The 22,777-nt window shown below is 60.9% G+C and carries 20 protein-coding genes and 1 pseudogene; 9 read left to right on the plus strand and 12 right to left on the minus strand.

What is annotated here, in order from left to right; genetic code table 11:
• Window positions 1-146 precede the first annotated feature (146 nt).
• Entirely contained in the window at window positions 147-1,664 is a 1,518-nt protein-coding gene (locus E2K80_RS13365; RefSeq protein WP_135375451.1) for a D-alanyl-D-alanine carboxypeptidase family protein, read from the plus strand.
• 200 nt (window positions 1,665-1,864) lie between these two features.
• On the opposite strand, the gene ccoS is transcribed toward E2K80_RS13365, so the two are convergent.
• The 9 genes from ccoS to ccoN form a co-directional block, all read right to left on the minus strand.
• Entirely contained in the window at window positions 1,865-2,023 is a 159-nt protein-coding gene (ccoS, locus tag E2K80_RS13370; protein WP_135375452.1) for a cbb3-type cytochrome oxidase assembly protein CcoS, read from the minus strand.
• A gap of 7 nt (window positions 2,024-2,030) precedes the next feature.
• Window positions 2,031-4,217 carry a heavy metal translocating P-type ATPase gene (locus E2K80_RS13375; RefSeq protein ID WP_135375453.1) on the minus strand — a complete coding sequence of 729 codons (2,187 nt, stop codon included), beginning with the start codon at window positions 4,215-4,217 and terminating at the stop codon, window positions 2,031-2,033.
• Window positions 4,218-4,224: 7 nt separating this feature from the next.
• Window positions 4,225-4,701: a FixH family protein gene (locus tag E2K80_RS13380; RefSeq protein WP_135375454.1), complete on the minus strand. Its 477-nt coding sequence runs from the start codon at window positions 4,699-4,701 to the stop codon at window positions 4,225-4,227.
• The gene (gene ccoG, locus E2K80_RS13385) at window positions 4,698-6,128 is read right to left on the minus strand and encodes a cytochrome c oxidase accessory protein CcoG (RefSeq protein WP_135375455.1); all 1,431 of its coding nucleotides are present in this window, start codon (window positions 6,126-6,128) and stop codon (window positions 4,698-4,700) included. Before ccoG ends, E2K80_RS13380 begins: the two co-directional genes overlap by 4 nt.
• A gap of 600 nt (window positions 6,129-6,728) precedes the next feature.
• Window positions 6,729-7,475 carry a nucleotidyltransferase domain-containing protein gene (locus tag E2K80_RS13390; protein ID WP_135375456.1) on the minus strand — a complete coding sequence of 249 codons (747 nt, stop codon included), beginning with the start codon at window positions 7,473-7,475 and terminating at the stop codon, window positions 6,729-6,731.
• A gap of 426 nt (window positions 7,476-7,901) precedes the next feature.
• The gene (ccoP, locus tag E2K80_RS13395; protein ID WP_135375457.1) at window positions 7,902-8,798 is read right to left on the minus strand and encodes a cytochrome-c oxidase, cbb3-type subunit III; all 897 of its coding nucleotides are present in this window, start codon (window positions 8,796-8,798) and stop codon (window positions 7,902-7,904) included.
• Entirely contained in the window at window positions 8,795-9,007 is a 213-nt protein-coding gene (locus tag E2K80_RS13400; protein ID WP_135375458.1) for a cbb3-type cytochrome c oxidase subunit 3, read from the minus strand. Before E2K80_RS13400 ends, ccoP begins: the two co-directional genes overlap by 4 nt.
• A 13-nt stretch (window positions 9,008-9,020) precedes the next feature.
• A complete protein-coding gene (gene ccoO, locus E2K80_RS13405) occupies window positions 9,021-9,743 on the minus strand; it encodes a cytochrome-c oxidase, cbb3-type subunit II (protein WP_135375459.1) in 723 nt (240 codons plus the stop codon).
• A gap of 13 nt (window positions 9,744-9,756) precedes the next feature.
• A complete protein-coding gene (gene ccoN, locus E2K80_RS13410) occupies window positions 9,757-11,358 on the minus strand; it encodes a cytochrome-c oxidase, cbb3-type subunit I (RefSeq protein WP_135375460.1) in 1,602 nt (533 codons plus the stop codon).
• A 191-nt stretch (window positions 11,359-11,549) separates the two neighbouring features.
• Here ccoN and E2K80_RS13415 point away from each other — a divergent pair, with 191 nt between their 5' ends.
• Window positions 11,550-12,395, plus strand: a complete 846-nt coding sequence (locus tag E2K80_RS13415) for a universal stress protein (RefSeq protein WP_135375461.1) — start codon at window positions 11,550-11,552, stop codon at window positions 12,393-12,395.
• 121 nt (window positions 12,396-12,516) lie between these two features.
• On the opposite strand, the gene E2K80_RS13420 is transcribed toward E2K80_RS13415, so the two are convergent.
• Window positions 12,517-13,404, minus strand: coding sequence for a hydrogen peroxide-inducible genes activator (locus E2K80_RS13420; RefSeq protein WP_135375462.1), 888 nt, complete (start codon window positions 13,402-13,404; stop codon window positions 12,517-12,519).
• 110 nt (window positions 13,405-13,514) lie between these two features.
• Between E2K80_RS13420 and katG the strand changes: the two genes are divergently transcribed.
• Complete coding sequence (gene katG, locus E2K80_RS13425; protein WP_135375463.1) at window positions 13,515-15,695, plus strand: catalase/peroxidase HPI; 2,181 nt, start codon at window positions 13,515-13,517, stop codon at window positions 15,693-15,695.
• 75 nt (window positions 15,696-15,770) lie between these two features.
• On the opposite strand, the gene E2K80_RS13430 is transcribed toward katG, so the two are convergent.
• Window positions 15,771-16,229 (minus strand): GatB/YqeY domain-containing protein, encoded by a 459-nt coding sequence (locus E2K80_RS13430; RefSeq protein WP_135375464.1) that lies wholly within the window; start codon window positions 16,227-16,229, stop codon window positions 15,771-15,773.
• Window positions 16,230-16,378: 149 nt separating this feature from the next.
• Between E2K80_RS13430 and carA the strand changes: the two genes are divergently transcribed.
• From carA to E2K80_RS13445, 3 genes are all read left to right on the plus strand, one after another.
• A complete protein-coding gene (carA, locus tag E2K80_RS13435) occupies window positions 16,379-17,533 on the plus strand; it encodes a glutamine-hydrolyzing carbamoyl-phosphate synthase small subunit (RefSeq protein WP_135375465.1) in 1,155 nt (384 codons plus the stop codon).
• A gap of 188 nt (window positions 17,534-17,721) precedes the next feature.
• Window positions 17,722-19,335: a glycosyltransferase family 2 protein gene (locus tag E2K80_RS13440; protein ID WP_135375466.1), complete on the plus strand. Its 1,614-nt coding sequence runs from the start codon at window positions 17,722-17,724 to the stop codon at window positions 19,333-19,335.
• On the plus strand, window positions 19,296-19,610 hold the full coding sequence (locus E2K80_RS13445) for a hypothetical protein (RefSeq protein WP_135375467.1): 315 nt from the start codon (window positions 19,296-19,298) through the stop codon (window positions 19,608-19,610). Before E2K80_RS13440 ends, E2K80_RS13445 begins: the two co-directional genes overlap by 40 nt.
• Before the next feature lie 42 nt (window positions 19,611-19,652).
• Here the strand turns inward: E2K80_RS13445 and E2K80_RS13450 are convergent, their stop codons facing one another.
• On the minus strand, window positions 19,653-20,294 hold the full coding sequence (locus E2K80_RS13450) for a GntR family transcriptional regulator (protein WP_135375468.1): 642 nt from the start codon (window positions 20,292-20,294) through the stop codon (window positions 19,653-19,655).
• Between the two features lie 196 nt (window positions 20,295-20,490).
• Between E2K80_RS13450 and E2K80_RS13455 the strand changes: the two genes are divergently transcribed.
• The 3 genes and pseudogenes from E2K80_RS13455 to E2K80_RS13465 all read left to right on the plus strand — a co-directional run bounded on the left by E2K80_RS13455 (window position 20,491) and on the right by E2K80_RS13465 (window position 22,765).
• Complete coding sequence (locus E2K80_RS13455; RefSeq protein ID WP_135375469.1) at window positions 20,491-21,138, plus strand: pyrimidine 5'-nucleotidase; 648 nt, start codon at window positions 20,491-20,493, stop codon at window positions 21,136-21,138.
• Between the two features lie 82 nt (window positions 21,139-21,220).
• Window positions 21,221-21,469: a hypothetical protein gene (locus tag E2K80_RS13460; protein WP_135375470.1), complete on the plus strand. Its 249-nt coding sequence runs from the start codon at window positions 21,221-21,223 to the stop codon at window positions 21,467-21,469.
• Between the two features lie 82 nt (window positions 21,470-21,551).
• Window positions 21,552-22,765 (plus strand): annotated as a pseudogene (locus tag E2K80_RS13465) (UbiH/UbiF family hydroxylase).
• The last annotated feature ends 12 nt before the right edge of the window (window positions 22,766-22,777 follow it).

A 22,777-nucleotide genomic window follows, 5' to 3' on the forward strand; every position in this document is an offset into this window, starting at 1 on the left:
CCAGCGCCGATATCTGCTGCGGCGCAGAAGCTGCCTTAAAATTACCTTAGAGGTTGACCTCTTTCCCGTGGATTTTCTTGAGAAAATCCAATAAGGTTAACAAAACGCCGCATCAGACGGCACCAGAGGCAGATAGAGCAGGTCTCGTGAAACATAGACGGATTTCCACAGCCCTTTTCGGGCTTATTGCGCTTGTGTGCGTGGCGGTGACAGCTGGCGCCCCGGCGCGCGCGGCCCCCTATGCCGCCATGGTGATGGATGCGCGCAGCGGCGAGGTGCTGCATTCGCGCAATGCCGATACCCGGCTGCACCCTGCCTCCCTGACCAAGATGATGACCCTCTATATCGTGTTCGAAGCCGTGCGGCTTGGCGAAATCACCATGGATACCCAGGTGACGATCTCGGCCAATGCCGCCGCCGAGCCGCCGTCAAAGCTGGGTTTGCGGGCCGGGTCCCGCATTGCCCTGCGCTATCTGGTGCGTGCGGCGGCCGTGCGCTCCGCCAATGATGCGGCAACCGCCCTTGGCGAGGCCATTGAAGGCTCTGAAGCCGCCTTTGCCCGGCGCATGAACCGCACCGCACAGGCCCTTGGCATGGTTCGCACAACCTTCCGCAATGCCCATGGCCTGACGGCCGAGGGGCATTTGTCCACCGCCCGCGACATGACCAATATGGGTCGGCGGCTGTTCTTCGATTATCCGCAATATTACAATATCTTCTCGCGCCGTTCCACGGATGCGGGCATTGCCACCGTGCGCAACACGAACCGGCGGTTCCTTGATGCCTATCGCGGGGCGGACGGGATCAAGACCGGCTATACCCGCGCTGCCGGGTTCAATCTGGTGGCCTCTGCCGAACGCGGACAGGAACGGATCATCGCAACTGTCTTTGGCGGGCAATCCACCGCATCGCGCAACCAGCGGGTGATGGAACTTCTGGATATGGGTTTTGCCCGGGCACCCACACGCGCCACGGTCCGGCGCCCCTCCCTGCCGGTCTATGACGGGCAACCGCATGCCCCCGATGCCCCAAGGCATACCCTGGCCGTGGCACGCAGCATGGTGCCCACAAGACGGCCCGTGCGCGAAGCCTCCCCCGTTCTGCTGGCGGCAATTGAGGACGCGGTTGAAACCGTATTGGAAGATGCCCTGCCGGCAGAGGCTGAAACGGCCACACCCGACACTGCCGCCCCCGCCGAAGGGGTCGAGATCGCTGCGACGGAACCATCTGCCGGGATCACACCGGATGACATCCAGATCGCCATTGCCGAGACCGTAGTAGACGGGCAGGAGCAGCCAGTCACGATTGAGGTCGCCTCCCTGACATCATCGGACGCTTCCCCCCTGCCCCGGCCTGCACAACTGACCGAAGTCGTCGCGCGGGCAACCCCGATCGAACCCGAGATCGTGACCCGCGCCTCTTCCTCCGGCAGTCGCCTGTTCGGCGTGTCCCTTGGCCGGTACCCGACACGGCATTCCGCAGAGCGCCTGCTGCTGACCACCGCATTGGCGGAACTGGGCACGTTTGATGAAGCCTTGCGGCATGTTGTGGACCGTTCAGGCGGGTTTGAGGCCCGGTTTGACGGGATGACAGAAGAACAGGCCGCCCGCGCCTGCGCCCGGCTTATGGCCCGCGCGGTCACCTGCTCCACCTACGGGCCCTGACGGGCGGTAGCCCTGCTGCAATTATGTGGCAGAGGTCAGGCCCCATTCCACGATCAGCAAGATTTGCCGGGCTCAGAAGCCTCCGGCGGAAGTATTTATGAGATAGAGAAGAGAGAGCCGCCGATCTGACATCGGTCCTGTTTCTCTATCTTCCAAATACTTCCGCCGGAGGCATCCGGCATTTGCCGGACACGCGGTATTCAGCCTTTTGGCGCGTCGTCGTAATCATCGCGGAGAATACGGTGTGCGTCTCCATCCGGGTCATCGAACTGCCCGCGTTTCAGCATCCAGAAGAAAGCTGCAAGTCCGACACCGCCCAGAAAGAGCGAAACCGGAATGAGGATGCCAAGAACGTCCATCTGGGGCCTATTTCAAACGCAGCGCGTTGAGGGACACCGTAAGAGATGACGCGGACATGGCAAGGGCGGCGATCAGCGGCGTGGCCAGCCCGGCGATGGCAAAGGGTACGGCGATCACATTATAGAGGGTCGCCAGGGTGAAGTTTTCAGTGATCCGCTTGCGGGCCTGAATGGCGGTTATCATGGCATCGGCGATCGGGGACAGGTCCTGCCCCAGAAGCACCATGTCAGATGCGCTGCGCGCCGCATCCAGCGCCGAGGCCGGTGAGATCGACACATGGGCAGCGGCCAGTGCGGCCGTATCGTTCAGACCATCCCCCACCATCAGGGTTTTTGCCCCCTCGCGCGCAAGATCGGCAACCAGATTGGCTTTTTCGGCAGGAAGCGCCTCGGCAATCACCTCGTCAATGCCGATCTCGGCGGCAAAGCGGGCAACCGCCCCTTTGGTATCGCCGGAAATCAGGATCAGGCGTTTGCCCTGGGCTTTCAGGGCCGCGACCGCATCGGCAGCCCCGGGGCGCAGGCTGTCGGTGAAGGTCAGGGCCACGGGCTCTGCATCGCCGATTTGCAGGAAGCTGGCGGTGACACCCGGTGCCGCGGCGCCAACCCAGGCCGCGCGGCCCAGGCGCACGCGCTGGTCTTTCCACATCGCCTCGATGCCATAGCCGGGCACCTCGGTCACCGTGCTCAACCGCGCCCGGTGGAGGCCCTTTTCGCGCAAGGCATCTGTCAGGGCTTCGGCAAGCGGATGGGCAGAGGCTTCCGCCAGCGCCAAAGCAATGCGCAGCGTCTCATCGGGGCAGGCGTCAAGGCCAACAGGCTGGGGGGCGCCAAGGGTCAGGGTGCCGGTCTTGTCGAACACAACCGTGTCCACCTCCGCCAGACGTTCCATGGCGGTGCCGTCCTTGATCAGCATGCCCTTGCGGAACAACCGGCCCGAGGCGGCAGTGGTCACCGCAGGCACGGCAAGACCAAGGGCGCAGGGGCAGGTGATGATCAGAACCGCCGCCGCGATGTTCAGCGCCAGCCGCATATCCTGCGTGTAAAGCCACCAGCCGATCGCCGCCAGAAGCGACAGGATATGCACCCCCGGCGCATAGAGTTTCGCCGCCTGATCGGCCAGCGAGGTATAATTGTTCCGCCCGGCTTCGGCCACCGCCACCAGATCAGCGATCCGGTGCAGGGCGGTGTCTTTCCCCGCCGCCGTGACCTGAATGGTCAGGGGGCCGGTCAGGTTCACCTCGCCCGCGCTGACCGCGCTGCCGGGCCCCGCATAGGCCGGCAGGCTTTCCCCGGTCATCAGGCCCCGGTCAATCTCGGATGTGCCATCGGTCACCTGTCCATCGACGGGGATACGCCCGCCGGGTTTGACGCGCACCCTATCACCGACGCCCAGATCCGCGACCGACACGGTTTGCTCTCCCTGTCCGGTCAGTTTCAAGGCGCGGGGCACCTCCAGCGCGGCCAGTTCCTGCGCGGCAGACCGGGCCGAGGACCGGGTGCGATAATCCAGATAACGCCCCGACAGCAGGAAGAAGCATAGCGCGATGGCCGCGTCGAAATAGGCATGTTCCCCCGATTGCATCGTCTCGTATAGTGACGTGCCCACCGCCAGAAAGATCGCCAGCGTGATCGGCACATCCATGTTCAGCCGCCGCACGCGCAGCGCGGACCAGGCCGAGGTATAAAAGGGCCGCCCGCAGAAAATCACCGCCGGGATGGCGATGGCGGCCGATATCCAATGCATCATGTCGCGGGTCACGCCCTCGGCCCCGGACCAGACGGCCACGGACAGAAGCATCACATTCATCATGGCGAAAAAGGCCACGGCCAGCCGCATCAACAGATCCAGGCCGCGCCGGTCGGCCTCGGTGCTGGCCAGAACGCCCAGGTCAAGTTCATGGGCCTCATAGCCCACCCGGTCCAGCACTTGCGTCAGATCGGCGGCGGTTACGTTTGTCTCGGCCTCGACCACGGCGCGTTTCAGGGTCAGGTTCACCCGTGCATCATGAACCCCGGGGCTGGCCATCAACGCCCGCTCCACCCCCGAGATACAGCCCGCGCAATGAATGCCCGGCAGGGACAGCATCAACCGCGCGTCCTGTGGCGGCTCTTCGGCCAGCGCTTCTGCGGCAGGCGCACCGGCACAGGCGGGGCAGGCGGCGGCGCTGGTATGGTCGTATGTGGCAGACATGGGCGTATCAGTCCCGCAGGGTGAAGGTGATGTTATGGCGGTAATCCGTTCCGTCCCGCGCGGTGCCCGTCAGGCGCAACCGCCAGCGGCCGGTGCTGACCGAAACCGGGGCCGTGAACACCCCGTTCCGGCGGGACAGCACAAGGGTCTGGTCTTCGGTCTGGTTGGTGGGCCGGGTCAGAAGCGCATGCAATTCCGCAGGTGCAACCGGCGCGCCATCCTCATCAACCATGCTCAGGGTCAGCAGATCGCCCTCGACCGAGACGGAGGCATGCCAGCCAAGTGCCTCCTGCGCGCTGCGGCGCAGATCATAATCCTGACTGTCGGCATAGCTGGAGGACACTTCCAGCCCCGGGAAGGTCGATACCGCATTCCAGGCCATGAACAGGTTGACCCCGATAATCAGCCCGAAAGCGCCCAGAAAAATCGCCAGCACATGGCGGCCGGTCAGCTCCTTGCGCTTTTCCGGGGCGTCACTGTTCATGGGGCTTCTCTCCCGTTGAAAATGGTGTCCCGATAGGTGCGTGCGTTGCTTTGCAGATCCTCCACCCAGAACCGCAAACCGGACCGTTCGCGGGTCGCCGGCCCGGAACCCGGGCGCGCGGTGACATAGACGCGCTGCAAATGGATGCTGTCTGCGGGGACATCGACGGTCAGCAGATCCGTGCTTTCAAGCCCGACCTGCAGGATGTCATCGGATACAAGCGAAATATGAAAGCGGCTGTCCTCATGGCTCATATTGCGAATGCGGATGTCATAAGTGTTGCGGATCGACCCGTCGCTTAGCGTCACGAATTGCGGGTTGCGCATGGGCGCCACCGTCATGTCGATTTCGGACCGGATGAACAACAGCACCACCAGGGCAATCCCGATCCCCGACCAGAGCGCGGTGTAAAGGATCGTGCGGGGCCGGAAGATATGCCTCCAGACCGATACTTTCTGATTGCCCGCCCGCTCATTTTCCTCATCGGTCAGGGCCATGTAATCAATCAGCCCGCGCGGCTTGCCGATCTTGGTCATGATGTCGTCGCAGGCATCAATGCAAAGCGCGCAGGTGATGCATTCCAACTGCTGACCGTCGCGAATGTCGATACCCACCGGGCAGACATTCACGCAGGCATTGCAGTCGATACAGTCACCCAGAAGCCCGGCCCCCGCAGCCTTGCGGTGCTTGCCGCGCGGTTCCCCCCGCCAGTCGCGATAGGCGACCGTGATCGAATGTTCATCCATCATCGCCCCCTGGATGCGCGGCCAGGGGCACATGTAGATGCAAACCTGTTCGCGCATGAAACCGCCAAAGACGAATGTCGTTGCCGTCAGCACCGCAATGGTGGTGTAGGCCACCGGATGGGCCTGAAGCGTAACCAGATTTCGCAACAGCGTTGGCGCATCGGCGAAATAGAATACCCAGGCCCCGCCGGTGGCGACGGCAATGGCCAGCCAGACCAGATATTTTGTGATCCTCAGGCGCATTTTCCTGAAACCCCAATCCGCCTTCCACAGGCGCAGCCGGGCGTTACGATCCCCCTCAATCCAGCGTTCCACGGTGAAAAACAGATCGGTCCAGACGGTCTGCGGGCAGGTATAGCCACACCAGACCCGGCCAAGCGCCGAGGTGAACAGGAACAGGCCCAGACCGGCCATGATCAGCAGCCCGGCAACGAAATAGAACTCATGCGGCCAGATCTCGATCCAGAAGAAGAAAAACCGCCGGTTCGCCATGTCGATCAGCGCCGCCTGATCCGGCAGGGCCGGGCCCCGATCCCACCGAATCCAGGGGGTCACGTAATAGATCCCCAGGGTCACGATCATGATGATCCATTTGAGATTGCGAAATCGTCCCGACACCCGTTTGGGAAACACAGGTTCGCGGGCGGCGTAGAGCTTTTGTGGCTCTTCCGTAGCACTCATGGCGGCAAATGCTCCTAGGTTGGAATTGTCCTGCGCACATCCGTTCTAGGGCTTGAGAGCCACAGGCTCATTGACGTGGATCAAACTCTGCCTTTCATTTAAAGCGGTCTGCATTTTAGAGCAGAAATCATTTAATCTGAATCAAAATTCGCTGCCTCCGGGTCAGCAAGCTGCTGATCTCGAACGTGAATTTTGATGAGCGATGGTGCAGAATAAAACGATTTCGCTATAGATGAGACAGCCCCATCGAAAACCGCGTTCGACCCGAAGGGGAGAGGCAGCGGTTTTCGATACAGATCAAACGCAAACCGCTATCGTTTCACATGCCAATCAATTCGACAGGGCAAAACCACCTGCGGCGATACGCGCATCTGCTGTAACCCCGCATGGTCTGCTTTTGGGTTCAGCGTGGCAGCATGGGCCACAGATCCGGTGAATATGGCAGTCACACTGTCCGGGTCGGCGGCCAGTGCCCCGGGCAGCGTCACATATTCTTTTATCACGGTGCCATAAAGCGCCAAGATGCACCTGCGGAAAATGTCCGGTTCGAGCCCAAACTACTTGATGCTGCATCGAGTACGAATGGCGGCTGACGCTCCATCACGCGTCAGGCATACGCCACTCTTTTGGTGCATGGCGGGTATAGCCTTGAAATAGAAAGCCTCCATCCGGTTCCAAGACGTGTTCGCAAAGTCGAATGACGGCTGTAGTATCATCGCTGGTGAATGCGGCCTCAAAAGCCTCTGCGAAGCGCTTGTGGAACTCGGGATCAACGCTCATGAGCCTTCTGGGAATGCTCTTTCCTTTGGCTGACCATTGGTTTTGCGACCGGAGGAAGTGATCGGCAATGGCCGAGTATAGATTTGAGACGACGATACGAAGCTCAGCTATATTGCGAGGCTCGCGGATGTCTTCGACCATATCGCTGATTGTATAGCGCGAGTTTTCGCGTTCTTGTTGACCCCATTGGACCGGGCCTTCTTCCAAAATTCGAGATGCTAGGTCTTTCATAAGACTGCCGCATTTGGTTTCGCGAGGTATCTCAATGCCTTCGCTGACCATGTTGGGCAGAGACGGCACTCCTGACGGACGGTCCACCTCCCGAAAGAAGTATTCCAGAGTTTGAGGATCGTGAATGAAGGCTTCAACGGGCCAGCCCCCGAAAGTAAATGACTGCCTTTGGGCGTTCTCAACGCGCTCAAAAACCACGACCAAGTCAAGGTCAGAATAAGCTGTTGCGTCGCCTCGAACCACCGAACCCGCGAGCATGCAGGTGCTTGCCTCCGGAAAAAACTGGTCACGAATTTTTTCTGCTGCGGACAAAGCCGCTGAAAGCTTCTGGCTCAATTACAAGCTCCTGACTGGCAATAACAGAACCGTGGGTCCCACTGGACTGTGTAAGACGGTTGCCGGTCGCCTGCGACCTTTTTGTTGAGGTCATGAAAGCTGCCATTGGAGCAGCCGCACCGAATTCACCCTTAGTCCCACTACCCATCTTAACTGTTTGCGTTGCAAAAGGCCGGTCTGGGGCTGTCAGCATACACGAGGCAACAGCATGGAACCCGATTTTCAAAGGGTATCGAGTGGCACCGGTCTTGTCGGAAACGCGCGAACAGGACCAAGACCGGCGCCAGAACCAAAGACCGGGAGGGGTCTTTGGCATTTTCCGGCCTCGAATACATAAGGCCGTCATATGTATTGATAGAAACCGGCGGTCGGATCGTCTTTGACCTGTATCAAGCCGGGCCGTGATTCCATCGAAAAGCTTCGCTGTTACTCGCCACCACCCAGAGAGTGGACATACACCGCGACCGAGCGAATCTCGGCCTCTGACAGGCGCGTATTCCAATTCGGCATCACCCCGAAACGGGCATGGCGCACGGTTTCTTCCAGCGCGACTTCATCGCCCCCGTAAAGCCAGATCGCATCGGTCAGATTGGGCGCACCCAGGAACCGGTCACCGGTGGCGTCATCCAGATGACAGGCGGCACAATTGTCGAGGAACACGGTTTCGCCTGCCGCCGCCAATGTGGCATCGGCCTCCTGGTTCGAGATGTTGCGGACATATTGCACGACGCTGGCAATCTCTTCATCGGTCAGAATGCCCTCAAATGCGGTCATCTCGGAATAGCGCGCATCCGGATCATCCTCGTTGCGAATGCCGTGGGAAACGGTGAAATGGATATCGTCGATCGTGCCACCCCAGAGCCAGTCATCATCCAGCAGGTTCGGATAGCCCGAGGCCTGAACACCGGCCGCGCCTGAGCCATGGCATTGCGAACACCAGGTGGCAAAGGTCGCGGCCCCGCCCTGAATGGCGTAACTATAGAGATCGGGGTTGTCCCCGGGCGTGATCGCGGCCAGTTCAACCTCTTCCATCCGGGCCAGAACCGATGCATTCGCCGCATCGAAACTCTGAATATCCTCGGCCACTTCGGCGCGGGTGGAATAGCCCAGAATGCCGGGTGTCGCACCTTGTATCAGCGGCCAGGCCGGATAGGCGATCGTGTAGATCAGCCCCCAGAAAATACATCCATAGAAGGTCCATAACCACCAGCGCGGCAGCGGGTTGTTGAACTCCTTGATGCCATCCCAGGAATGGCCCGTGGTCTCGGGATCCCCGTCTTGCAAAACCTGCTCATCCGGGTGGGTGTTCTTGTCTTCGGTCATTGCCGCGCCTCCTTGATACGGGCGGGGGCGGGCGTGTCATCCGCCGCCGGCTTGTCATCATTACGAAACGGGATATTGGCGGTGTCGCGATGCAGCTTGCGGCTGCCGGGCCGAAGGGTGAACAAAATGACCCCCAGGAAAGCGACAAGCATGAACATCATGCCCCAGCTACCGGCGAAAACCCGCATGATGGTATAGGTATCTTCCATCTTTCAGACCCCCTTACCGGCTTTCGTCGGGCGTGAAGGTCGAGAAATCGACCAGCGTGCCCAACATCTGCAAATACGCAATCAACGCATCCATCTCGGTGACTTCCGGCTGCCCGTCAAAATCGCGCTGCTGCGCGCCGGGATAACGATCCAGCACCCCGCCATCGCCGAAATCCGTCCCCTGCTGGATAAAATCCACCGATGCATTTTCGATCATCTCATCGGTATAGGGCACCCCCACAAGACGATGGGTTGCCATCAGATCGGCGACATAGGTGGGTTGCAGCACATTATCCGACAGGAACGCATAGACCGGCATCACCGATTCCGGCACCACCGATTGCGGGTCGGTCAGGTGATCCACATGCCATTCATCCGAATACCGGCCGCCGACCCGCGCCAGATCAGGCCCGGTGCGTTTCGACCCCCATTGAAACGGATGATCATATTGCGATTCAGCCGCCAGGGAATAATGGCCATAGCGTTCCACCTCGTCCCGCATGGGCCGGATCATCTGCGAGTGGCAGACATAGCAGCCTTCGCGGATATAGACCTCGCGCCCCTGAAGCTCCAGCGGGGAGTAGGGGCGCATGCCCTCCACATCCTCGATGGTGTTTTCAAGGTAGAACAGAGGCGCGATTTCCACGATCCCGCCGATGGTCACAACCAGAAAGCTGAGCGTCAGCAGAAGGGTCGCGTTGGTCTCGATCTTTTTATGTCCGTCGAGCGATGCCATTGTCCGACCCTCCTTATTCTGCTGGGGCTGCGACGGGGGCTTCTGCATGCGCAGGGCCCTTTCTCACAGTCATCCAGAGGTTATAGACCATGATCAGCGCGCCAGAGAGGAACAGGACACCCCCAAGACCACGCACCACATACATCGGGAACTTGGCCGCCACGGTGTCGGCGAACGAATTCACCAGGAAACCCTGCGGATCGACCTCGCGCCACATCAGGCCTTCCATGATCCCGGTCACCCACATCGACGAGGCGTAAAGAACGATGCCGATGGTCGCGAGCCAGTAATGCCAGCTGACCATGCGCAGGCTGTACAGCCGCTGCCGGTTCCAGAGTTTCGGGAACAGATAGTACAGCATCCCGAAGGTGATCATGCCGTTCCAGCCAAGCGCGCCGGAATGGACATGCCCGATGGTCCAGTCCGTATAGTGGCTGAGACTGTTGACCGCGCGGATCGACATCATCGGCCCCTCGAAGGTCGACATGCCGTAGAAGGCCACCGAGGTCACCATCATCCGCAGGATCGGATCGGTCCGCAGCTTGTCCCATGCGCCGGAAAGCGTCATCAGACCGTTGATCATGCCGCCCCAGGAGGGCATCCACAGCACAACCGAGAACACCATGCCAAGGGTCGAGGCCCAGTCAGGCAGCGCAGTGTAATGCAGATGGTGCGGGCCCGCCCAGATATACAGGAAGATCAGCGCCCAGAAGTGGATGATCGACAATTTGTAGGAATAGACCGGGCGCTCGGCCTGTTTCGGAATGAAATAATACATCATCCCCAGAAAACCGGCGGTCAGGAAGAAGCCAACCGCGTTATGGCCATACCACCATTGGGTCATGGCGCTTTGCACACCCGACATCACATGGACCGACCGGGACCCGAAGAGAGAAACCGGCACCACCAGATTGTTGACCACATGCAGCATCGCCACGGTGATGATGAAGCTGAGCAGGAACCAGTTGGCCACATAGATATGCGGCTCTTTGCGTTTCAGCAAAGTGCCGACGAAAACCGCGAGGAAGGCCACCCAGACAAGGGTCAGCCAGAGATCGACATACCATTCGGGTTCGGCGTATTCCATGCTCTGGGTCGAGCCCAGAACATAGCCGGTGGCCGCCAGAACGATGAAGAACTGATAGCCCCAGAAGACAAACCATGTCAGCCCGCCGCCCCACATGCGCGCGGCCGATGTCCGCTGCACGATATAGAAACTGGCCGCCAGCAATGCGTTGCCGCCAAAGGCAAAAATCACCGCCGAGGTGTGAAGCGGTCTGAGCCGCCCGAAATTCAGATACCCCTGGACCCAGTCGAAATTGAGCACCGGGAAAGCCAGCTGGAAGGCAATGACAACCCCCACCAGAAAGCCGACACAGCCCCAAAAGGCCGTGGCAATCGCGGCGGCACGCACCGGCCCGTCCATATATTCATGTTCCGGCTCCGGCAGTTTCGGTTCATCCGTGCGGCGCAATTGCCAGATGAACAGGCCAGCAGCCGTCACCGACACCAGCACCATATGGACCATATAAACCATATCTCTGGCGTAGTTGGCCGCGATGGCGGCACAGACCACCACCAGGCCAAGCACCAGAAGTTTCACATAATCTAGCATCAGAATTTCCTAACCGTCCCCCCGGCGCGACTCGAAAGCCGCGGCACCTGTTACCTGCCCTCACATCGCGCAACCGCAATCGCGGGGCCTTGATCCATATCAAATGCAAGGGCCAATAATCTTGACTCAGGTCAATGTGCAGCGCCCCGCGCCGGTCTAAACCCAAAGCCAGCAGCCCAAGGAGGTTTGACATGGCCTATAAAACTATTCTGACAGTTCTGACCGATCTGGATGACGTCGCCCCGGTGCTTGAGGCGGCCCTGCCCTTTGCCCGCGCCGAAGGCGCCTTTCTGGAGGTGTTATGCCTGGGCATCGACCGGACCCAGACCGGATATTACTTTGCAGGTGCCACCACGCTGATGCATGAGGAAACCATGGTTCAGGCGCAATCTCTGGCGTCCGGTATCGAGGCCGCGGCCCGCGCCCGTCTGAACAAGACCGAGATTTCCTGGGGCATAGACGCGCTGGTCACCCAGACGGTCAGCGTGGCGGGTATCGTCGCACGGCGGGCCCGGTTTTCCGATCTGGTGATGCTGCCGAAACCCTATGGCACCGGCTGCACATCCGATGCATCGGTGGTGGTCGAGGCCGCGATGTTCCAGGGGCAGTCCGCTGCCATCGTCCTGCCAGGCGGGGACGGCAAACCCCCCGGCACTGCCCCCGAACGGGTGGTGATTGCCTGGAACGAATCCGCCGAGGCCTTATCAGCCATCCGTGCCGCGCTGCCGCTTCTGAAAACCGCAAAACTGTTGAACATCCTGATCATCGACCCACAGCGCCACGCGGCGGAAACCGCCGATCCCGGCGCCGGGTTAAGCAAAATGCTCACCCGTCACGGGGTCGAGGTGGAAATCTCGATCGTGGCACAAACCCTGCCAAGGGTGTCTGATGTCATCAATCGCCATGTGCAGGATCAGGATGCGGATATGCTGGTGATGGGCGCCTATGGCCATTCGCGCTTTCGCGAGGCGATTTTGGGCGGGGCAACCCGCAACATGCTGGAAAACGCCACGGTGCCGGTGCTGATGGCCCATTAAAGCGGTTTGCGTTTATATGAGGGCGCCCCGGGGGCAGGTCAGGTGCAATCGGTCAAAGATCAACTCTTTACGGGTATTCCATGCGCGCATGGATAAAGTTACCGCTGGCTTCATCGCGGATTTATTGACCGACATTTCGCACGATTGCCCCTATCTGCATGAGTTGATCGGACAAGGGGTTGGATTTTCGCCAGACCATGCCGATGGTGCGTGTAGGGCCTGGTTTGGGAAAGCGCGCGACAGAGATATCGGCAGAGCGGGTTTCCAGAGGGAGCGCCATTTCGGGGATAAGCGTCACGCCCATACCTGCACTGACCATCTGCACCAGCGTTGAAAGCGAGCTTCCCTCCAGCAACTGGTGGGACTGTGTGTCGGTCAACGCGCAGAATGATAAGGCCTGGTCGCGGAAGCAGTGCCCTTCTTCCAGTAAAAGTAATCGCATCGTTTGGAGTTTCATGGGGCCGGGCACCGGCTGGCCTTCATCTTTCCGGTGCCGCACCAACACGAATTCTTCTTCGAACAATGAAAACTCGCGCAAAGCCGGTTCGGAAATCGGGAGCGCGACAATCGCCACATCCAGACCACCCTCGGTCAGATCTCTGATCAGGGACTGGGTGACGGATTCACGCATCTCGACATCCAGACCCGGAAACCGACCGGCGAGGGCTGCAAATATCTGCGGCAACAGATATGGCGCAACTGTTGGAATAATGCCAAGCCGCAAACGCCCTGCCAACGGTCCTTTCGAGGCGCGCGCGAGATCCCCAAGCTCATCAATGCTGAGCAATATCTTCTGCGTTCTGACAACGAAATCTTCCCCGAGGGTCGTAAGACGAATATGGCGCGATCCCCTTTCAACCAAGGGGGCGCCAACCATGGATTCCAGTTCCTTGATCTGTTGCGACAACGCAGGCTGGCTGATCGCGCTGGCCTCTGCCGCGCGGCCAAAATGCCGGTGCCGCGCCAGCGCGTCGAAATATCTGAGCTGCTTGAGCGTGACCCCGATCATAGGCTCTACTTATCAAGACCGTAAGAATAATCAATTGGAACACAGGGCGCCGGTTCAGTAGACTGATCTCAGTTTCAGCAGCAAATGATGATGTAGCAACGGAGATCCTGATGGACGGAAACAATGTGAAACCAGCCGGAGGCTGCCCTGTCATGCATGGCGGCAATACGGCCATGAACAAACCGGTGACCAAGTGGTGGCCGGATGCATTGAACCTGGACATTCTGCATCAGCACGGCGCGCGGACCAGCCCGATGGATCCCGACTACAATCACCGCGAATCGGTGAAAGCGCTGGACTTCGAGGCGGTCAAGACCGACGTGAAAGCGCTGATGACAGACAGCCAGGACTGGTGGCCTGCGGATTGGGGCCATTACGGTGGTTTGATGATCCGTCTGGCCTGGCATTCGGCAGGGTCTTACCGCATGGGCGATGGCCGTGGCGGTGCGGGTTCCGGCAATATCCGGTTTGCGCCTCTCAATTCATGGCCTGACAATGCAAGCCTTGACAAGGCGCGGCGTCTGCTTTGGCCGGTCAAGAAGAAATACGGCAACGCGTTGAGCTGGGCGGATCTTATCATTCTTGCGGGCAATATGGCTTATGAATCCATGGGTCTGAAAACCTTCGGGTTTGCCTTTGGCCGGGAAGATATCTGGGGGCCGCAAACTGACGTCTACTGGGGCGCGGAAAATGAGTGGCTGGCTCCGAGCGAAAACCGCTACGACGATCTGGAAACCCCCTCTACTCTGGAAAACCCCCTTGCCGCCGTGCATATGGGCCTGATCTATGTGAACCCCGAAGGTGTGAACGGTCAGCCCGATCCGGCCAAAACCGCCCTGCATGTGCGCGAAACCTTTGCGCGTATGGCAATGAATGACGAGGAAACCGCGGCCCTGACCTGTGGCGGCCATACCGTCGGCAAGGCACATGGGCGCGGTGCCGTTGATGATATCGGCGTGGAGCCGGAAGCCGCAGGGCTTGAGGCGCAGGGCTTTGGCTGGGCCAATCCGGGCCATGCGGGTCAGGCGGCTAACGCGTTCACCTCGGGGATCGAGGGCGCGTGGACGACCCATCCCACCCAATGGGACATGGGGTATTTCAAGCTGCTTTTCGGATATGAATGGGAGCTGACCAAATCTCCCGCAGGGGCTTCGCAATGGGCGCCTGTCGGCATCAGGGAAGAGGATATGCCGGTTGATCCGACAGACCCCTCAATCCGCCACAAGCCGATGATGACCGATGCCGATATGGCGATGAAAGCGGACCCGATCTATAACGAGATCTGCCAGAAATTCATGGCTGACCCCGATTATTTTGCGGACGCTTTTGGTCGCGCCTGGTTCAAGCTGACACATCGCGACATGGGGCCGAAGAATAACTATCTCGGGCCCGACGTGCCGCAGGAAGATCTGATCTGGCAGGACCCGATCCCTGCCGGCAACACCGGTTATGACGTGGCTGCCGTAAAAGCCAGGATCGCCGAAAGCGGCCTTTCCGCAAGCGATATGCTTGCCACCGCCTGGGACAGCGCCCGGACCTTCCGTGGTTCCGACATGCGTGGCGGGGCCAATGGTGCCCGTATCCGTCTGGCCCCGCAGAAGGACTGGGACGGCAATGAGCCGGAGCGTCTGGCGAAAACCCTTGGTATCCTTGAGCCTATCGCCGCTGAAACCGGCGCGTCCGTCTCAGATGTGATTGTGCTTGCGGGCACGGTCGCGCTGGAACAGGCGATCACGCAAAGCGGTTACAATGTCGATGTGCCGTTCACCCCGGGACGTGGCGACGCAACGGACGCACAGACCGATGCGGCGTCCTTCAGCGTGCTTGAACCGCTGGCTGACGGGTTCCGCAACTGGCAAAAGACGGAGTATGCGGTCAGCCCGGAAGAAATGATGCTTGACCGTGCCCAGCTTCTGGGGCTGACGGCAAACGAGATGACCGTGCTTTTGGGCGGCATGCGTGTTCTGGGCCTGAACCATGGCGGTGCGAAACATGGTGTCTTTACCGATCGTGAAGGACAGTTGACCACGGATTTCTTTGTCAACCTCACCGATATGGCCAATAGCTGGCACCCGGTTGGGGAAGACGGCCTTTACGAGATCCGCGACCGCAAGACCGGTGAAGTCAAATGGACCGCAACCAGTGCAGATCTGGTTTTCGGGTCCAACTCGATCCTGCGGTCTTATGCAGAGGTCTATGCACAGGATGACAATGCGGAGAAGTTCATCCATGACTTCGTGTCGGCCTGGACCAAGGTGATGAACGCAGATCGCTTTGATCTGGCGGTCTGACACGCCATCATATGTGCCAGGCGGGAAAGACCCCTGCCTGGCACCACGCTCAGACTCTCCGTGTAACCGGCAGATTCAGGACAGGCGCGCCTTAACGGCGGGGCCGACGCTGCTGAAATCCATCTGGCCGGTATAGGCTGATTTCAGCGCCCCCATGACACGGCCCATATCGCGGATGCTTTCAGCGCCGGTTTCGGCGATTGCCGCATCAATGGCCTTGGCGGTTTCGGCCTCGTCCAGCTGGCGGGGCAGATACTCCTCGATCACCGTGATCTCCGCCAGTTCCTTCTCGGCAAGCTCCAGCCGTCCGCCCTCTTCATAGGCCCGGGCACTTTCCTGGCGCTGCTTGACCATCTTGCCAAGGATCGCGAGCACCTCGCTGTCATCCACGCCATCCGCGTTGCCTTTGGCGCGGGCATTGATGTCCTGATCCTTGATCGCCGCATTGATCAGGCGCAGCGTGGACAGGCGCGTGGCATCCTTCACGCGCATCGCATCCTTCAGGCCGCTGGTGATCCGGTTTCTGAGTGGCATGTCTCTGGTGTCCCTGTGACCATCTCTGAAAGCTGGTAGATAAGCCATCTTTCGGGCCGCAACAACACCCGCTTGCCCGCTTGACCCCGGGGGGCCGCACCCATAGGGTGCCGCGAATTTCCCAGCCCCCGTCATGATGGAGCCGCGCCATGACCAACCGCCCCACCGCCTGCCTGGTGCTTGCAGATGGCACGGTGTTCTATGGGCGCGGGTTCGGGGCCACGGGGCAAACCGTGGCCGAACTGTGCTTCAACACCGCGATGACCGGATATCAGGAGATCATGACCGACCCGTCCTATGCGGGCCAGATCGTGACCTTCACCTTCCCCCATATCGGCAATACCGGGGTCACGGCCCAGGATGATGAGACCGCCGAGCCTGTCGCCGCCGGCATGGTCGTGAAATGGGACCCGACCGAGCCTTCGAACTGGCGCGCCGAGGCGGAGCTGACCGACTGGCTGGCCGCGCGTGGGCGGATCTGCATCGGCGGTGTCGATACCCGGCGGCTGACCCGCGCGATCCGCCAGCAGGGCGCGCCCCATGTGGCCCTGGCCCATGACCCGGACGGGCATTTCGATCTGGAGGCGCTGGTGGCCACAGCCCGTGGTTTTACAGGTCTTGAAGGGCTGGATCTGGCGAAAGAGGTCACCTGCGCGCAATCCTATAAATGGGATGAAATGCGCTGGTCCTGGCCCGATGGCTATACAAGGCGCAATGGCCCCGGTTCCAAGGTTGTGGCCATAGATTACGGCGCGAAACGCAATATCCTGCGCTGCCTTGCCTCTGCCGGCTGCGATGTGACGGTGATGCCCGCGACGGCCACGACTGAGGATGTATTGGCGCAATCACCCGATGGGGTGTTCCTGTCGAACGGGCCGGGCGACCCGGCGGCCACGGGCGTTTATGCGGTGCCGATGATCAAAGGCGTTCTGGCGGCCGATCTGCCGGTTTTCGGCATCTGTCTGGGGCACCAGATGCTGGCCTTGGCGCTTGGTGCGACAACGGTTAAGATGAACCATGGTCATCACGGCGCGAACCATCCGGTGAAGGATCTGGAAACCGGCAAGGTCGAGATCACCTCGATGAACCATGGGTTCACGGTGGACAGCCAAACCCTGCCCGCAGGTGTGAAAGAAACCCATGTCTCGCTTTTCGACGGGTCGAATTGCGGCATCCGGGTCACTGATCGCCCGATCTTTTCGGTGCAGTACCACCCGGAGGCAAGTCCCGGTCCGCAGGACAGCTATTACCTGTTTGAACGCTTTGTCGCCGCGATGCGGGACCGCGCCGGAATAGAGGCCTGATACCCCCGGCTTATCCACAGTCTCAATGATTGAACGCAACCCGTTTTAACAGTCTGTTAACCAGCTTTATCCCATGGTCTGTGGATAACTTTGTTGCGGGTTGGGGACACGTATCATTGGATATTCCGGCTATCAGCTTATCCCGGTCCGGGCCGCTACTGCGCCTGGTATCGGAAACACCGGCGCAGATGGTCGCGCCACCGGCACGGCGCCCGCCGCAATCCCTCGCCGAAATTCTGGCCGATCAGGGCATTATCAGCCAGGATATGCGGCTGAAAGCGGTTGCGTTGCAACGCCATCAGGATCTGCCGATCGGCGAGATTCTGATGGCCCATGGAAAGATCACCGAAGAGCAGTTGCGCGACGGGCTTTGCCAGCAATATGGCGCGGAACCGCTTGACCTTCTGATCCGGCCCGCGATGCCCTCGCTGGCCCGCCTGCTGCCTGCGAAAACCGCGATTGCCCTGAACGTATTGCCCTGGCGGCGCGCCGGGCAGGCGCTGATCGTCGCCACCAGCCGCCCTGACCACGACGCCGCAATCCGCGCCGCATTCGGCCCGGACCAGCCCCTGATCATCGCCCTGGCCAGTCAAAGCGATATGCAGGCCGCGCTGATCCGCACTTATGGCGATGAACTGGCCCGTCTGGCAGAGGCCCGGGTTCCTCAAAGCAGCAGTTGCCGGAACTGGAATGTCAGGCGCCGGGCGCCGGTTCTGCTGCTGTCTGTCCTGATACTGGGGGGCGTGGCATGGGCCGCGCCGGTCATGGTCGCGGCCCTGTTCTATGGCATCGCCCTGCTGTTCTTTATCAGCAATACAGGCCTGAAACTGGCGGCCCTTGCCGCCACATTGCGCCAGCCGGTTGCCGCGCCGCCATCAAATATGCTGCGCCTGCAGCCGCCCGGCCAACCCCCGCCCCTGCACCGCCAGCCTGTGGTCAGCCTTCTGGTGCCGCTGTTGCGCGAAAAGGACATTGCCTGCCAGCTTGTGAAGCGGCTGTCCCGGCTGGAGTATCCCCGCGAACTTCTGGACGTGATCCTGATACTGGAGGCGGATGACACCACGACAAGACGCGCCCTGGCCGATACCGAACTGCCGTCATGGATGCGCGCCATCACCATCCCCCATGGCCATCCGCGCACCAAGCCGCGTGCTCTGAATTATGCGCTGAACTTTGCCCGCGGCAGCCTGATCGGCATTTACGATGCCGAAGACCGGCCGCAGCCTGATCAGATTCGCACCATTGTGCGTCGCTTTGCGGAATCTCCGCCAAAGGTGGCCTGTCTGCAAGGCCGGCTGGATTACTATAACGCCACCCATAACTGGATCAGCCGCTGTTTTACCATTGAATATGCCAGCTGGTTTCGCCTGATGCTGCCCGGGGTGCAGCGCCTTGGCCTGTTCGTCCCCCTTGGCGGCACCACTGTGTTTCTGCGGCGTACAGCGCTTGAAGCGGTCGGGGCCTGGGATGCCCATAACGTGACCGAAGATGCCGAACTGGGTCTGCGGCTTATGCGCCATGGCTATCAGACCGAGATTGTGCGGACCACAACCTTTGAAGAGGCGAATTCGGCCATTCTGCCCTGGATTCGCCAGCGCGCCCGCTGGCTGAAAGGCTACGGGATGACCTGGGTGACCCATATGCGCAACCCTGTCACGCTTTGGCGGGCGCTTGGGCCACGGGCCTTCTGGGGCTTCCAGTTGCAAATCCTCGGCACGGTAATGGGGTTTTTGACCGCCCCCTGCTATGGAGCTTTTCGCTGGTGCCCTTTGGCCTGCCGCACCCGCTGGACCCGCTGCTGACACCGCTTGGCTATGGGATCATCGGAACTATTTTCGTCATGGCCCTTGGCCTGGCCCTGACCACCTCGTATATCGCCTGCCGCGCGCCACATCTGCGCCGCCACCGCATCGCCCTGCCGCTGATGGTGCTGTATTTCCCGCTGGCTTCAATCGCTGCTTTTGTCGCCTTTGCCGACATGCTGCGGCGCCCGTTCCACTGGGCCAAAACCGCCCATGGAAAGTTCAGCCAGACCCGGATTCTTCCTGCACCGGACCCTGAGGTGACAAGGGCCTGAGCCGCCGCGAATGAAACTGGCGGCATCAGCGGACCAATCGCCTCAGACGCGCCGCGCCTCTTCTTTCAGGCGCACCTCGAAGGCTGTCGACAAATGATCTTTCAGGGCCCGGGCCGCCCGTTCCCCATCGCGATCCGCAATCGCCTGTACGATTGCCGCATGTTCCGACAATGCATTGTCCCCCCGCCCCTCGGCCGCCAGCGAGGTCGTCGCCATCAGCGCCATGGAGCGGTGCAGCAGGTCCAGTTGCTGCACCAGAAACCGGTTATGGCTGGCCAAGTGGAGTTGTTTGTGAAACCGCCGGTTCGCCCGCGACAGGGCATCGGGCTTGTCCAGCAAATCCCGGTCAGCCTCAACCATGTCGCGCAGCACGCGGATTTCCTCCTCGGCAGCATGCTGCGCCGCCAGACGCGCCGCCAAACCTTCCAGTTCGGTCCTGACCGCATAAAGCTCTGTCATCTGCGCATGGTTCAGCGCCGCCACGAACAAAGACCGCCCGTCGCGCATCAGCAGGCTTTGTGTCTCCAGCCGTTGCAGGGCCTCGCGGATCGGCGTCCGGCTGACCCCGAACCTCTCAGCCAGTTCAGATTCCACAAGCCGCGATCCGGGCCGGTAAACGCCCATGTCAATCGCCTCGAGGATCAGGTCATAGGCATCTTTATACGAAGGCGAGGTCGGGGCCATGGGTGCATCCTTTTCAACGCGCAAAGGCTAGGCAAGCCGGTGCCCCGACACAAGCCACGCCTTGCCGCACCGCTTTTGCCCGCCTATAGCTTTTCGGGTTTAACCTGAAACAGGCGATATCGAAAACGCGGTCGAGCCTAGGCGAGAGGCCGCTTTTTTGATGTAAGGCTTACCCGAAACGCTTTAAACCGGCCCCATGCCAGCGGACAGTTTCACACATATCGACACCTGGGTCTTCGATCTGGACAACACGCTGTACCCGCCTGAAATGGCGCTGTTCGATCAGATCAATATTCGCATGACCGCCTATGTCATGGCCACACTGGGCGTTGACCGGGTTGAAGCCGATCATCTGCGCCGGAAATACTGGCGTGATCACGGCACCACACTGGCCGGGCTGATGGATATTCACGGCGTCGATCCCGGCCCCTATCTGCATCAGGTCCATGAGATCGACTTCACCGTTCTGAGCCCCGATCCCGATCTGGCGGCCCGGATCAGCGCCCTGCCGGGGCGGCGGGTTATCTATACCAACGGCACCGCCCCTTACGCGGAAAACGTGCTGCGGCATCGCGGGCTGGCCGGGTTGTTTGATGCGGTCTATGGCGTCGAACACGCCAATTTCCGCCCCAAGCCGGAAACCCGCGCCTATGAAACGGTCTTTGCCGCTGACGGGCTGACCCCGGGTCGCGCCGCCATGTTCGAGGATGAACCGCGCAATCTGGCCGCCCCCCATCAGATGGGTCTGCGCACCGTGCATGTGGCCGCCACGCCGGAACCTGCCGCCCATATTGATTTCCATACCGACGACCTGACCGGGTTTCTGGCCCGCATTATCGGCTGATCCAAGCCTGATCTGCGACATTTGCGCTGCTTGTTTTCAGGCCCGGATGCCCCAGGTAGACCCATGCGAACAGGAGACACAGATGACCATAACGCCCGAGGCCCCGCCCGCCCATTTCACGCGCAAGATCACCTATCGCATCCCGCTGATCGGCCGCATGATCCGCGAGATCGTGGACGGCGATGAAGACACGCCGTTTTATGCCATCGCGATGGTGGTCAGCCTCTGGGCCAGCGCCTTTCTGATATTCGGCTATCCCGGCCTGATCATCCCGGCGCTGATCCTGGTCGCGGTGATGTTTCTGACCCTGATCCGCATTTCAATGGGGTGATTGCTACCCTCCACCGCATCTGCCTGACCCTGTGCGCGTTTGACGCTTCGACCGGGCAGGCCGGGCATCCTATCTCTGGGTCATGTCAAAACTGACGGACACCGATATCCTGATTTCCGGCGGCGGCATCGCGGGGCTGACCGCTGCGGTCGCCTTTGGCCGCGCCGGGTTCTCGGTGATCTGCGTCGATCCGGCCCCGCCGGTGACCGAACGCGATGCTGTCGGAGCCGATCTGCGCAGCACCGCGTTTTTGCAGCCCTCGCGTCTGTTCCTTGACAGGGTCGGGCTTTGGCCGCGTCTGGCCCCCCATGCAACGCCCCTGCAAATCATGCGGATCGTCGATGCGGGGGGGAGACACCTACGCCACGGGTGGCCCATGATTTCGACGCCGCCGATATCTCGGACCTGCCCTTTGGCTGGAACCTGCCCAACTGGTTTTTGCGGCGCGAACTGGTGGCCGCACTGGGCGATCTGCCTGATGTGGATTTTCGTCCGGGCACCGCCACCGCCGGGCTTCTGACCCGCAGCGCCGAGGCCCGCGCCCGCCTCAGCGATGGCACGCGGGTGCGCGCCCGGCTGATCATCGGCGCCGATGGCCGCGCATCGCCGGTACGGGAGGCGGCGGGCATTCCGGTGAAGACCACCCATTACGGCCAGAAAGCCCTGGCCTTCGCGGTCACCCATCCGCTGCCGCATGAGAATGTCTCAACCGAAATTCACCGCTCGGGCGGGCCGTTCACACTGGTCCCCCTGCCGGATTATGACGGCCAGCCCTCCTCGGCCGTTGTGTGGATGGACCGGGGGCCAGAGGTGACCCGGCTGGCCGCGCTGGACCCCGCCGGTTTCGAGGCCGAAATGACGGACCGGTCCGGCCATCTGTTCGGGCCGCTGACACTGGTCTCGCGGCGCACGATCTGGCCGGTCATCAGCCAGGTGGCCGCCCGGATGGAGGCGGAACGCACCGCCCTGATTGCCGAGGCGGCCCATGTGATGCCGCCAATCGGGGCGCAGGGGCTGAACATGAGCCTGACAGATTTGCGGGTGTTGCTGGACCTGATCGAGGCCAGACCCGACGACCCCGGAGACCGGAGTTTGCTGCAAACATATAACCGAAGGCGCCATGCGGATGTGGTCGCGCGGATAACGGGTATTGATGCGCTGAACCGCGCCTCGATGGCGCGCGCTCAGGGCTTGCGCGATCTGCGGATGCAGGCGCTGAACGCGTTTTATTCCGTGACCCCGATCCGCCGGGTGCTGATGCGCGCCGGGCTGGGGGCCAGCGGCAGCGCCTCCTGACCGCTCAGCGCG

The organism is Rhodophyticola sp. CCM32 (assembly GCF_004751985.1).
In the GTDB taxonomy this organism is placed as follows: domain Bacteria; phylum Pseudomonadota; class Alphaproteobacteria; order Rhodobacterales; family Rhodobacteraceae; genus Rhodophyticola.